This window comes from Nocardia niwae NBRC 108934 = DSM 45340, from assembly GCF_001613465.1.
Taxonomy (GTDB): domain Bacteria; phylum Actinomycetota; class Actinomycetes; order Mycobacteriales; family Mycobacteriaceae; genus Nocardia; species Nocardia niwae.
Genome location: NZ_BDCK01000046.1, coordinates 42062 through 54904, shown reverse-complemented (window position 1 = coordinate 54904; position 12843 = coordinate 42062). Strand labels below are relative to the sequence as shown.

Sequence of the window (12843 nt, the reverse complement as noted above, 5' to 3'; positions counted from 1 at the left end):
CGGTCAGCGCACCCGGAACGACACTACGACGTGGTCGCGCGCGAACTGCCGTATCGACGCGTCGTCGCCGAGCGGGATGACGGTCTGCGGCGTCAGCGCCAGGGACAGCGCGGTGCGGGCGATCATCTCGGCCAACGGCTCCGGATCGTATTCCGGCAGTTTGCCTTCCCGCTGCAAGCGGGTGATGAATTCGGCGAGGTAGTCCCGGCCGAGTTCGATGACCGGGGCTCCCTGGGTGGTGAGGTAGGGCAGCACCAATTCGGGCTCGGTGGCCAGCAGCCGGTGGATCAGCCGGTTTCCGCGCAACCCGTTGATGAACGCGGCGAACAGCTCGACGATCTGGTCCTCGGCGCTCGCGTTCCGGTCCACTTGGCGCTGGAGCGCGGCGTCGACCTCCTCGATGAAATCGCGAGTCTGCCGTAGCCCCACGGCCCGGATCAGATCGGATTTGCTCGCGAAGCGGCGGTAGAGCGTGGCCAGGGACAATCCGCCGCGGCGCGCGACCTCCACCATGCTGGTGCGCTTGATACCGAAGTCGAGAAACGCCAGCAGCGCCGCGTCCAATACCCGCGCCTGGTTGCGATCTTCCGGGGCAGCGCTGCGCACCAGCGGCAGCAGTCTGGTCAGCCTGGCCATAGCTCAACCCTATCCGCGATAGCGAAACGATGACACTTTCAGCATTGCATACCTTCACTACCGAACGCCTGCATTGACAGTGCCGGGAGTCGATGAGAACGTTAGGGCATAATCTTCTCATCGACCGATTCTCCGGGATCGGGCGGACAGGAAAGACGAGGTCGACGATGACCGCGCCGCTGCGCACCGCCGAACACGAGCCGGACCCGAGCCAGACCCTCACCCCGGAGACCGTCACGGAGTACGTGGACGGCATCGCCGCCTTCCTCGGCGGCGCCGCCAACGTCATCATGCAGCTGAGCCTGCGCCCGGTCGGCCGCGGCGTCCTGGAGAGCACCGTCGACAGCGGCAAGGTCACCCTGCATCCGATCAAGCGGCTGCGCACCACCCTGACCTATATCGCCGTCGCGCTGCTCGGGTCGGACACCGAGCGCGAGGCCTACCGCGAGGCCGTCAACGTGTCGCACCGGTCGGTGCGCTCCACGGCGGCGAGCCCGGTGAAGTACAACGCCTTCGACCCGAACCTGCAGCTGTGGGTCGCAGCCTGCCTGTACTGGGGCATCGACGACCTCTACACCCGGATGCACGGCCCGATGGATCCCGCCACCGCCGATGCCTTCTACACCTACGCCGCGCGGTTGGGCACCACCCTGCAGATGCGGCCGGAGATGTGGCCGGCCGACCGCGCTGCGTTCCAGCGGTACTGGGACGAGAACCTGAAGCTGCGCGGCATCGAACCGGAGCTGCGGGACTACTTCAACGGCCTGATCGACCTGAAGATGATGCCGCGCCCGGTGCAGGTGGTCTTCGCCGGGTTGCAGCGCTTCATCGTCACCGGCCTGCTTCCGCAGCACCTGCGCGACGAGATGGGCATGACCTGGACCGATCGCGATCAGCGCCGTCTGGACCGGCTGCTGCGGGCCATCGGTGCCGTGCACCGGCGCCTGCCGCAGTCGGCCCGGATGTTTCCGCTCAACGCCTATCACGTCGACCTGCGCAGGCGGCTGCGGTCCGGCAAGCCGCTGGTGTAGTCACCCCTGGTGCGGGTAGCGGTACTCGACCGGAGGCACGAAGGTCTCCTTGATCGTCCGCGGCGCGACCCAGCGCAAGAGGTTCAACGGCGAGCCCGCCTTGTCGTCGGTGCCGGAGGCGCGCGCCCCGCCGAACGGCTGCTGCCCCACCACCGCACCCGTGGGCTTGTCGTTGACGTAGAAGTTGCCTGCCGCGAATCGCAATGCGGCGTCGGCCTCTTCGATCGCGTACCGGTCCTGCGCGAACACCGCGCCGGTCAGCGCGTAAGGCGCCGCCGCCTCGACTTCGGCCAATATCGCGCTGTAGGAGCCCGGTTGGGTGTCGTCGTAGACATACACCGACAGGATCGGCCCGAAGTATTCGGTGCAGAAAGATTCGTCGTGCGGGTTGTCGGCCAGGAAAACGGTGGGCCGGACGAACCAGCCTTCGCGGTCGTCATAGGTCCCGCCGACCGGGATGGTGACACCCGCGTCGACGGCGCGCCGGATGGCCGCCACGTTTTTGTCGTACGCGCGCTGATCGATCAGCGCCCCACCGAAATTCGTCAGATCAGCGACATCGCCGTAACTCAGTTCGCCTGCGTCGTGCAGGAACTCGTCGCCCATCGCGCGCCAGACCGACCGCGCGATATAGGCGCGCGAGGCCGCCGAGCACTTCTGGCCCTGATACTCGTAGGCTCCGCGAATCAGGGCGGTGCGCAGCGCGGCAGGGTCGGCCGAGGAGTGCGCGACGATGAAGTCCTTGCCGCCGGTCTCCCCCACCAGGCGCGGATAGCCGTGATAGCGGCTGACATTCGCGCCGACCCGCTGCCAGAGATACTGGAACGTCGTGGTGGAACCGGTGAAGTGAATACCGGCCAGCCGCGGATCGGCCAACGCCACCTCCGACAGCTGCACCCCGTCACCGGTGACCATGTTGATCACCCCGGGCGGCAGGCCGGCCGCCTCCAGCAGCCGCATCGTGTAGAAAGCCGACAGCGTCTGCGTCGGTGCGGGTTTCCACACCACCGTATTGCCCATCAGCGCGGGCGCGGTCGGCAGATTCCCGGCGATCGCGGTGAAGTTGAACGGCGTGATGGCGTAGACGAATCCTTCCAGCGGCCGATAGTCCATCCGGTTCCACACTCCGGCGCTGGACTGCGGCTGCTGCTCCAATATTCCCCGCGCGAACGCGACGTTGAAGCGCCAGAAGTCGACCAGCTCGCACGGCGCGTCGATCTCGGCCTGCTGGACCGTTTTCGACTGCCCGAGCATGGTGGCCGCCGCGACCGTCTCCCGCCACGGCCCGGCCAGCAGGTCGGCGGCTCGCAGCAGCACCGCGGCGCGTTCCTCGAACGGCAGGGCCCGCCATCCCGGGGCGGCCGTCATCGCGGCGTCGATGGCCGCGTGCGCTTCCGAATGCGTGGTGTCGGTGTAGGTCCCCAGGACGTGCCGATGCCGGTGCGGTGTGACGATCTCGTGCCGTTCACCGATGCCGGGGCGGTGCTTGCCCCCGATCACCAGCGGTACCTCGACCGGCTCGGCGGACAGCTCGGTGAGTTTGCCGAGCAATAGCTCTCGTTCCGGGCTTCCCGGCGCGTAGGAGTGCACCGGCTCGTTGCCGGGCGTGGGGACAACCGTGACAGCGTCCATACCTCAGGCTAGCTCGCCAGACCGGGCGCGCGCGGGCGCCGACACACCCGGATCAGGGAGACCACCGATCGAGCGAGGCCGCTGGACCGGCAGCGACCGGAAGGTTCCTGGTCAGCCCGCGGCCAGGCGTTCGGCCGCCGCCGCGATCCGCTCGTCGGTCGCGGTGAGCGCGATCCGCACGTGCTCGCTCGCGCCGGGACCGTAGAAGTCGCCCGGGGCGGCGAGGATGCCGCGTTCGGCCAGCCAGTCCAAAGTGGTCCGGCAGGACTCTCCGCGCGTGGACCACAGATACAGGCCCGCCTCGGAGTGATCGATCCGGAAACCCGCGCCCTCCAGCGCCTTCCGCAGCACGTCGCGGCGGGCGCGGTACCGCTCGCGCTGGCGCGCCTCGTGCGCGTCGTCGCTGAGCGCGGCCGTCATCGCGGCCTGGATCGGGAACGGCACCATCATGCCCGCGTGCTTGCGCACTTCGAGCAGCTCGGCGATCAGCGCCGGGTCGCCCGTCACGAAGCCCGCGCGGTAGCTGGCCAGATTGGAGGTCTTGGACAGCGAGTGCACGGCCAGCAGGTTGGTGTGGTCGCCCTCGCATACTTCGGGATCGAGCAAGGAGACCGCTCGGCCCTCCCACGCAAGTCCCAGGTAGCACTCGTCGGAGGCGACGATCGCGCCGCGCTCGCGGGCGAAGGCGACCACCTTGCGCAGATGATCGACGCCGAGGACCCGGCCGGTCGGGTTGGACGGCGAGTTGACGTAGATCAACCCCGGGTTCTGCGGGCCGAGCCGGGTGAGCCCGTCGGCGCGCAGCACCTGGGCGCCCGCCAGCAGCGCACCGACCTCGTAGGTGGGATAGGCGACCTCGGGGATGACGACGAGGTCGCCCGCGCCGAGTCCGAGCAGCCGGGGCAGACCCGCGATCAGTTCTTTGGTGCCGATCGCGGGCAGCACGGCCGCGGGCTGGAGTCCGGTGATCCCGTAACGCCGCTTCAGCGCGTCGACCGCGGCCGCGCGGAGTTCGGGGGTGCCGTGCGTGGTCGGGTAACCCGGCACCTCGGCGACGGAGTTCAGCGCCGTCCGGATCAGCGGGTCGACCGGGTCGACCGGAGTGCCGACGGACAGATCGACGATCCCGCCGGGGTGGGCGGCCGCTCGAACCTTCACCGAAGAAATGGTGTCCCAGGGAAAATCGGGCAGCAGACTGCTCACCCGGCCACGGGGTGACACGTCAGGTCTCATTCACTCGCCATCGGGGGCAGTTCCTTGATGAACGGCGGGTCGTAGTCGACCTTGCCGACCTTGGTGGCGCCGCCGGGCGAACCCAGCTCGTCGAAGAAATCGACGTTGGCGTTCACGTATCCGCTCCACTGGTCCGGGGTGTCGTCTTCGTAGAAGATCGCCTCCACCGGGCACACCGGCTCACATGCACCACAGTCCACGCACTCGTCGGGATGGATGTACAGCATGCGGCCGCCCTCGTAGATGCAGTCCACGGGGCATTCCTCGATGCATGCCTTGTCCTTCACGTCAACGCACGGTTCAGCGATGATGTACGGCACTGCCGCTCTCCTAGTCTGTCCTCGCCTGCGGGATAGTCCGCCCGGCGAAACCCTATCCCGGCACCCCACGTTACTACTGGTCAGCCTGCCCTAACTTCGGCCATGGCGCACGCCGACGCGAGGCGGGAATTCGACTCCGCCACCGGCCGTACGCTGTGCGGACCGCGTTGTGCGAGGTAGCACGGGAGGACCGGTGACCCGTTCGGACATTACGCCGGTCCGGCCGCCCGCGGCGGATCGAGAACCCGATCGCACCGCGGGCCGGAATCGATCCCCGTCGCGCTGGTAACTCGACCGCTACCCGACCGTCAGCGGCAACGCCGACACCTTGTGCTCCGGCACCCCGTAGGTGGTCGTCCGCTCCCGGGCCGGTCGCCCGATGCCCGCGGCGATCTCCACGAGTTCGGCGACGGTCTTCGCCGAACCGTGCTGCGAGCCCGCCATCCGGGAGATGGTCTCCTCCATCAACGTGCCGCCGAGATCGTTGGCCCCGCTGTCGAGCATCACCCGGGTCCCGGTGGTGCCGAGCTTCACCCAGCTGGTCTGGATGTTGCGGATCCGGCCGTGCAGCATGATCCTGGCCAGCGCGTGCGCGGCGCGGTTGTCCCGGTTCGTCGGCCCAGGACGGGCGGCGCCCGCCAGGTACAGCGGCGCGCTCTGGTGCACGAACGGCAGCAGCACGAATTCGGTGAACCCGCCGGTCTCGTCCTGGATGCCGCGCAGCACGCGCAGATGCCCGACCCAGTGCTTCGGATTGTCCACGTGGCCGTACATCATGGTCGAGCTGGACCGGATGCCCACCTGGTGCGCCGTGGTGATCACCTCGATCCACGCCGAGGTGGGCAATTTGCCCTTGGTGAGCACCCAGCGCACCTCGTCGTCCAGGATCTCCGCGGCGGTGCCGGGAATGGTGTCCAGGCCCGCTTCCTTCAGCGCGACCAGCCAGTCCCGCACGCTCTGGCCGCCGCGCGAGGCGCCGTTCACGATCTCCATCGGGCTGAACGCGTGCACATGCATCGACGGCACCCGCTGCTTGACCGCCCGCACCAGATCCGCATAGCCGGTCACCGGCAGGTCGGGGTCGATGCCCCCCTGCATGCACACCTCGGTGGCGCCGTCGACGTGGGCCTCCCAGGCCCGGTCGGCGACCTCCTCCGTGCTCAGGGTGAACGCGTCCGCGTCCCCCTTGCGCTGGGCGAACGCGCAGAACCGGCACCCGGTGTAGCAGACGTTGGTGAAGTTGATGTTTCGGTTCACCACGTAGGTGACGTCGTCGCCGACGGTGTCGCGGCGCAGTCGATCGGCCAGCGCGGCCACCGCGTCCAGCTCCGCACCGTCCGCCGTGGCCAGCGCGAGGTACTCGGCGTCGCTGAGCCCTGCCGGGTCGCGTTCGGCGGCGCGCAGCGCGGCGAGCACGTCGGCGTCCAGCCGCCGCGTCGCCGTGACGGCGAGGTCGCGCGCCTGTTCGCGAATGGTGTCCCAGTCGCCGAACGCGCCGACGATGTCCTGTCCCAGCGCCGCGTCACTGCGGGCCTCGGTGTTGCGGCCCTCGGTGTCGATGGCGGTGTTCAGGTCGACGCGCCCGGCCGACTCCCAGGACTCCTCCGGCTCCTGCCAGGGCAGGCCGACCGGGATCGCGTCCTCCTTCGCCAGCCCCGTCGCCGGGTCGGTGAGAGCCGCGACGTGCGCGCCGATCCGCGGGTCGACCCACGGGTTGCCCGCCCGCACATACTTCGGGTGTGCGGAGGTCCGCTCGACCAGCTGATAGCCCGCCGCCTCGGTGATCTCCCGCAAGGTGTCCAGGTTCGGCCACGGCCGCTCCGGGTTCACGTGGTCGGGCGTCACCGGCGAGACGCCGCCCCAGTCATCGATGCCCGCCTCGATCAGCGCGCGGCACTCGGCATGCGAGACCAGGTTGGGCGGCGCCTGCACCGGCACGTCCGGCCCGAGCAGGACCCGGGTGACGGCGATGGTGGCGAGGAATTCCTCCAGGCCCGCGTCCGGCACGTCCCGCATGGCGGTGTCGTCCTTGGCGCGGAAGTTCTGCACGATGACTTCCTGGATATGTCCGAAAGCCTTGTGCTGCTTGCGAATAGCCATGATCGACTCGGCCCGCTCGGCCATCGTCTCACCGATGCCGACCAGGATGCCCGTGGTGTAGGGCACCGAGAGCCTGCCCGCGTCGGTGATGGCCCGCAACCGCACGGCCGGGTCCTTGTCAGGGCTGCCGTAATGGCAGTTGCCCTTCTCGGCGAACAGCCGGGTGGAGGTGGTCTCCAGCATCATGCCCATGGACTGCGCCACCGGCTTGAGCCGCGCGATCTCCTCCCAGGACAGCACACCGGGGTTGAGGTGCGGCAGCAGGCCGGTCTCCTCCAGCACCATGATCGACACGGCGCGCAGGTAGTCCAGCGTCGAGTCGTAGCCGCGCTCGTCGAGCCACTGCGCGGCCTCCGGCCAGCGGTCCTCGGGCCGGTCACCCAGCGTGAACAGCGCCTCCTTGCAGCCGAGCGCGGCGCCGCGGCGAGCGATGTCGAGCACCTCGTCGGGTTCGAGGAACATGCCCTTGCCCTCGGCGCGCAGCTTGCCCGGCACCGTGACGAATGTGCAGTAGTGGCACTTGTCCCGGCACAGCCGGGTCAGCGGGATGAAGACGTTGCGGGAATAACTGATCGTGTCGGGGCGTCCGGCGGACGCCAGCCCGGCATCACGCACGCGCGCGGCGCTGCGACAGAGGTCGGCGAGATCGTCGCCGGTCGCGTGCAACAGCACCGCGGCCTCGTCCACGTTCAACGTGACACCGTCGCGGGCCCTGCGCAGCGCCCGGCGCATGGCCGATGGACTGGGCGGCGCGGACGGGACGCTCGGGTTCGGTAGGTCGGTCACGCCCTCGATCATGCGCTACACATCCGGAACTGTCTCCCTCCAGTGCTGGTTGCGGCGAAGCGGACGAGCCACTGCTCCGCTTGCCACGGAGCCCACGCGGGGACGTGGAGCGCCGTTGAGCGTTGACAACTGTGCGGTGGCCGAGGCTATTCCGGGGGCGACGCCCACACCGAGCTCTCGCTGGCAGCCTCGGTGAGCGCAGCCGAATCCACCGTTCCCACGCAGTGGAGAGGTGAGGTCCGTCGCGCCGTGCGGAGTGATGCGTCCGGTGATCGTGCCGTGGCTGATGCGCCGCGAACCCGGCGGCCGGTACGCGGCGCCGCCGACGATCGACGGGGACAGCGGCCACTCGGTCGTGCAACGATTGGCAGCATGCCGCAGCCGCGCACCATCATGGCCGATCCGGCCTGGCGCCCCAGCCCGAAGGCCAAGCTCCTGTGGAGCGCGCAGGCCGCCCTGGCCTGGGTGATTCCGTTCGCGGCGCTGCTGGTGTGGGCGGTACTCGACTCCGCGCATCGGGGCTGGCAGCTCGGCTTCTTCCTGGTCGCGCTCGCGCCTGCCGTGCTGAACATCGGGGTGGCGCCGTGGTGGCGCTACGCCGTGCACCGCTGGGAGGTCACCGACGACGCGGTCTACACCCGGGTCGGCTGGCTCACCCAGGAGAGCCGGGTGGCGCCGATATCCCGGGTGCAGACCGTCGACACCGAACGCGGGCCGCTCGAACGCCTGCTCGGCCTGGCGACGGTCACCGTCACCACCGCGTCCTCCGCGGGCGCTGTCGAGATCACCGCGCTCGACCTCCCGGTCGCCGAGGAGACCGTCACGCGGCTGACCAGGATCGCCGCCCAGCACCGCGGCGACGCGACATGAGCGCCGAAGCCGCGGCGGACGCTCCGCGCGCCGAACAGCCGTGGCAGCGGCTGGACAAGCGAATGCTGCTGGTGCATCCGATCACCGAGGTGGTGAAGTTCATCCCGGTGCTGGTCGGCTCGGTGATCCTCGGCACCAGCAGCGGCAACCACGTATGGAGTGTCATCCCGATCGTGCTGATCGTCGGGTTCGCGCTGACCCGCTGGTTCACCACGACCTACCGGGTCGGGTCCACCCACGTCGAGCTGCGGACCGGGTTGCTGCAACGCAAGAAACTGTCGGTGCCGCGGTCGCGGATTCGCTCGGTGGACATCGAAGCGGACCTGTTACACCGCGCGCTCGGACTCGCGGTGCTGGCGATCGGCACCGGCCAGCAGGCCGATTCGGGTGAGCAGTTCAAGCTCGACGCCTTGGACGCACGAGTGGTACCGCCCTTGCGCACCGCGCTGCTCGCTCATACGGCGGATCCGGTGGAGCGAGCCGATGATCGAGACCGATTGCGGGAGAAACCATCCGGCGAAATTTCCGCCCCACGTACCCAGGCGCGCGAGATCGGGCACTGGAGTTCGGCTTGGGTGCGCTACGCCCCGCTGTCGCTGACCGGGTTCGCGATCGTCGCGCCGATCGCCGGCTTCGCGCTGCAGTACGGACTCGGCGAGATCGTGTTCCGGTCGGACGCGGTGCACGATGTCGAAGACGGCGGCGTACTCGCCCTGACGCTGGCGGGGTTCGCGCTGTTGTGCACCATCGTTTTCGTGGTCAGCGCCGCGGCGTGCGCGCACTACCTGACCACCTATTTCGGGCTGCGCGTTCGCGATGACGGCAAGACATTGCAGCTGCGCCACGGCCTGTTCACCACCCGCCAGATCACCCTCGACCGGGCCCGGTTGCGCGGAGCGACGGTCAACGAACCGCTGCTGCTGCGCCTGGCCGGCGGCGCCGAACTGGAAGCGATCATGACCGGGGAGAAGCCCCGGCAGAAGATCCTCCCCCAAGCGCCGCGCAGCGCCGTCGAACACACCCTCGGCCATCTGCTCGCCCCGGACGAGGTGCGCGACGACGCCCTTCCCGTCCGGCCGGATGCGAGACCCACCGGCGCTGGAGCATCGGACCCGCACGCCGCGCCCGAGCCGGGCAGCGCCCCGCTGGTCGCACACGGCCCCGCCGCGCGGCGCCGCAGATACACCCGCACACTCGCCCCGGTCGTCCTCATCGCCGCGGTGCCTGCCTGCTTCCACCTTGCGGGAGAACACTATTCGCTGTGGTGGTGGCTGGTTCCCGGTCTCCTACTGCCGGTGGCGCTCGCGCTCGCGGAGGACCGTTACCGTGGCCTCGGGCACGCGGTCCTGCCCCGCACAGCCACCAGCCCGACTTGGCTGATCACGCGCGCGGGATCGCTCGACCGGGAACGCGACTGTCTGGAGGCTCCCGGCCTGATCGGCTGGACGGTGCGCCGGACCTTCTTCCAGCGGCGCGCCGGGGTCGCCACGGTGGTGGCGGCCACCGCGGCGGGCAAGAAGCGCTACGCGGTGGTCGACCTGCCCGTCGACGAGGCGTGGCACATCATCGAAGCCGTCACACCGGGGCTGCCGGGCACCCGCTGACCCGCCCGGTGTCGCTGATCGGTTGCCGCGCGACGGCGGAGTTCAATGTCCCGGTGGTGACCATGAGCGAAGTGACCTATCGCGCCTTGCAAGCCGCCCTGCGTATGCGGGGCGAGATCGTCGCGGTGGCCGCGGACATCGATCCGGCCACGACCAAAAGGCTCAGCGCGCAATGGAAAGAGTGGGATCCAGGCATTCCGCTCGCGGTGCTGCCGTGCCCGCACCGCAGTCTGGTGTCCACCCTCGTCGGCTAGGTCCGGAAGCAGACCGCCGCCGGGCGCGGCGTCACCGTGCTGCTCGCGCATGTCGAAGCCCGGCACTGGCGGCAACGCCCGCTGCACAATCCGCGCGGACCGGTGCTGACCGCCGCGCTGCGCGCCCGCACCGACGCCGTGATCGCCACGCTGGCGGTCCGGCTCGCGTGACCGCCGAGTTCAGCGGCGACCGAAGACGCTCGCGTTCGCCTGGATGTAGAGGTACGCGAGCGGCGGCAGCAACCCGGCGAACAACAGCAGTGCCGTACGCCAATCACTGCCCAGCAGGACGTCCCCGCCCGGCCCGGTGCTCGCGCACACCAGGAAGCCGAACGTCCAGACCACCAGCGGAAGGCCCAGGACGGCGGGCCGGCGGGAGACCGAGCGCGCGCCCGCGACGAGCAGCACGTTGACCACGCCCGCCACCACGGCGGATATCGGGAAGGCGACGGAGCCCAGGTAGGTCGGCAGGTACAGCACCTCGAGCGCCAAAGTGAGCAGGGCGTTCAGAATCAGCAGCACCAGGATCGCCAGGCCCGCGACGCCCATCGGGCGGTGGGTGGCTTCGGCTGCCACGGGAGCGCGGTCGCCTGCGTGGTCGTCGATTTTCGTCGTCACGGCACCGGCGGGTAGCCGAGGAGGGTCAACAGATGACTCTGCATATCGGCGAACGCGTACAACACCGTCGAATACAAGTCGTGCTGCTCCTGCCAGTGCGGTCGCATGCTGTCGACGAACGCGGCGATCGCGTTCTGGAGCTCCCAGTTGTACATACTGCCGAGTCTATTCCGGCGCTGTCAGCCGCATGATCAATTCTTCCGGTCGGCGGGCAGGCTGGCGACCACCGGGAATTCCCCGGTCGGGCCGCCGCGCTCCGCGGCGATGGCCAGGACCCGCTTCCGCGCGGCGAACCAACCGATGATCAGCGCGGGGACGATCAGGGCTATGGTCGCGACGGTCCAGGTCCCCACCGGATAGTCGAACCCGGTCAGGGCGACCACGAAGAACAGGAACACCAGCGTGAGCAGCCCGGTGTAGGGCGCGCCGAACATTCGGAACGCGGGCCGCTGGACGCGTCCCTGGACGGACCAGCGCCACAACTGCAGCTGGCACAACACGATGGTGGCCCAGGAGGCGACGATGCCCAGCGACGCCATGTTCAGCACGATCTCGAACGCCCGGTCCGGGACGATGCCGTTGAGCGCGATGCCGACCAGCGCGATCAGACTGGTGAGCAGGATGCCGCCGTAGGGAACGCCGTTGCTGCCCATCACCCCGGTGAACTTCGGTGCGCTGCCGTTCATCGACATCGAGCGCAGGATGCGACCGGTCGAGTACAGCCCCGCGTTCAAGCTGGAGAACGCCGCGGTGAGCACCACGAGGTTCATCACGCTGCCGATACCGGGAACGCCGAGCATGGTGAAGAAGGTGACGAACGGGCTCTCGTCGGCCGTGTAGTGCGTGTACGGCAGCAACAACCCGAGCAGGACCAGCGAACCGACGTAGAAGACGGCGATCCGGGCGATCACCGAATTGATCGCCCGCGGCATGATCTTCTCCGGCTGCTCCGTCTCGCCCGCTGCGGTGCCGACCAATTCGACGGCGGCATAGGCGAACACGACACCGGACACCACGACGACCAGCGGCATCAGGCCGGTCGGGAACAACCCGCCGTGCTCGGTGATCACGCTCGGTCCGGTCGCCTCCCCGTGCACGGTGAAACGGCCGAGCAGGAAGATCGTGCCGACGATGAGGAAGGCGCTGAGCGCGAACACCTTCACCAGCGCGGCCCAGAACTCCATCTCGCCGAACCACTTCACCGAGATCAGGTTGACGCTCAGCACGAGGACCAGGGCGATCAGGGCGAGGACCCACTGCGGAACGGAGGAGAACCCGGACCAGTAGTGGAAGTACTGCGCTATGGCGGTGGTGTCGGCGATGCCGGTCATCGACCAGTTCAGGAAGTACATCCAGCCTGCGACGAAGGCTGCCTTCTCCCCGAAGAACTCGCGCGCGTAGGAGACGAACGACCCGGAGGAGGGCCGGTGCAGCACGAGTTCACCGAGCGCGCGCAGGATGAGGAAAGCGAAGAATCCGCACACGCCGTAGACCAGGAACAATCCGGGTCCGGCACTGGCCAGCCGCCCGCCCGCGCCGAGGAAGAGGCCGGTGCCGATGGCCCCGCCGATCGCGATCATCTGCAGCTGCCGCGGCTTCAGACTCTTGTGGTACCCGTGGTCCTCGATGCTGAGGTGGTGGTCTGTGTCGCCGCGCGCCGTCATGAAACGCCGGACCCTCCCTTTCGATGTCGCGAGATCTCGCCGAACGGTACCCGCCGCGCCGAAACCGCTCGAGGGCAACCCTCAGGCAGAGGAGA

Annotated in this window: 11 protein-coding genes and 1 pseudogene; 4 read left to right on the top strand and 8 right to left on the bottom strand. The window is 69.0% G+C overall.

Annotated features, from left to right (window positions below):
- Nucleotides 1–3: 3 nt before the first annotated feature.
- On the bottom strand, nucleotides 4–636 hold the full coding sequence (locus NNI01S_RS29085; RefSeq protein ID WP_063024014.1) for a TetR/AcrR family transcriptional regulator: 633 nt from the start codon (nucleotides 634–636) through the stop codon (nucleotides 4–6).
- 167 nt (nucleotides 637–803) lie between these two features.
- Here NNI01S_RS29085 and NNI01S_RS29080 point away from each other — a divergent pair, with 167 nt between their 5' ends.
- Complete coding sequence (locus tag NNI01S_RS29080) at nucleotides 804–1667, top strand: oxygenase MpaB family protein (RefSeq protein WP_063024012.1); 864 nt, start codon at nucleotides 804–806, stop codon at nucleotides 1665–1667.
- On the opposite strand, the gene pruA is transcribed toward NNI01S_RS29080, so the two are convergent.
- The 4 genes from pruA to NNI01S_RS29060 form a co-directional block, all read right to left on the bottom strand.
- The gene (pruA, locus tag NNI01S_RS29075) at nucleotides 1668–3299 is read right to left on the bottom strand and encodes an L-glutamate gamma-semialdehyde dehydrogenase (protein WP_063024010.1); all 1632 of its coding nucleotides are present in this window, start codon (nucleotides 3297–3299) and stop codon (nucleotides 1668–1670) included.
- Nucleotides 3300–3410: 111 nt separating this feature from the next.
- The gene (gene dapC, locus NNI01S_RS29070) at nucleotides 3411–4532 is read right to left on the bottom strand and encodes a succinyldiaminopimelate transaminase (RefSeq protein ID WP_063024008.1); all 1122 of its coding nucleotides are present in this window, start codon (nucleotides 4530–4532) and stop codon (nucleotides 3411–3413) included.
- Nucleotides 4529–4852: a ferredoxin gene (gene fdxA, locus NNI01S_RS29065; RefSeq protein WP_014987978.1), complete on the bottom strand. Its 324-nt coding sequence runs from the start codon at nucleotides 4850–4852 to the stop codon at nucleotides 4529–4531. Before fdxA ends, dapC begins: the two co-directional genes overlap by 4 nt.
- Before the next feature lie 297 nt (nucleotides 4853–5149).
- Nucleotides 5150–7750, bottom strand: coding sequence for a bifunctional FO biosynthesis protein CofGH (locus tag NNI01S_RS29060; RefSeq protein WP_063024006.1), 2601 nt, complete (start codon nucleotides 7748–7750; stop codon nucleotides 5150–5152).
- Nucleotides 7751–8110: 360 nt separating this feature from the next.
- On the opposite strand from NNI01S_RS29060, the gene NNI01S_RS29055 reads away from it, so the two are divergent.
- The 3 genes and pseudogenes from NNI01S_RS29055 (at nucleotide 8111) to NNI01S_RS36740 (ending at nucleotide 10637) form a co-directional block, all read left to right on the top strand.
- Nucleotides 8111–8608, top strand: a complete 498-nt coding sequence (locus NNI01S_RS29055; protein ID WP_063024004.1) for a PH domain-containing protein — start codon at nucleotides 8111–8113, stop codon at nucleotides 8606–8608.
- The gene (locus NNI01S_RS29050; protein WP_063024002.1) at nucleotides 8605–10212 is read left to right on the top strand and encodes a PH domain-containing protein; all 1608 of its coding nucleotides are present in this window, start codon (nucleotides 8605–8607) and stop codon (nucleotides 10210–10212) included. The genes NNI01S_RS29055 and NNI01S_RS29050 overlap by 4 nt, the downstream gene beginning before the upstream one ends.
- A gap of 62 nt (nucleotides 10213–10274) precedes the next feature.
- Nucleotides 10275–10637: pseudogene (locus NNI01S_RS36740) on the top strand (hypothetical protein).
- A gap of 9 nt (nucleotides 10638–10646) precedes the next feature.
- Here NNI01S_RS36740 and NNI01S_RS29040 read toward each other — a convergent pair.
- From NNI01S_RS29040 to NNI01S_RS29035, 3 genes are read right to left on the bottom strand one after another with little or no spacing between them, the layout of a single operon-like run.
- Nucleotides 10647–11084, bottom strand: coding sequence for a hypothetical protein (locus NNI01S_RS29040; protein WP_063023998.1), 438 nt, complete (start codon nucleotides 11082–11084; stop codon nucleotides 10647–10649).
- On the bottom strand, nucleotides 11081–11239 hold the full coding sequence (locus tag NNI01S_RS35505) for a hypothetical protein (protein ID WP_169813033.1): 159 nt from the start codon (nucleotides 11237–11239) through the stop codon (nucleotides 11081–11083). Before NNI01S_RS35505 ends, NNI01S_RS29040 begins: the two co-directional genes overlap by 4 nt.
- A 36-nt stretch (nucleotides 11240–11275) precedes the next feature.
- A complete protein-coding gene (locus NNI01S_RS29035) occupies nucleotides 11276–12748 on the bottom strand; it encodes an amino acid permease (RefSeq protein ID WP_063023996.1) in 1473 nt (490 codons plus the stop codon).
- Nucleotides 12749–12843: the final 95 nt, after the last annotated feature.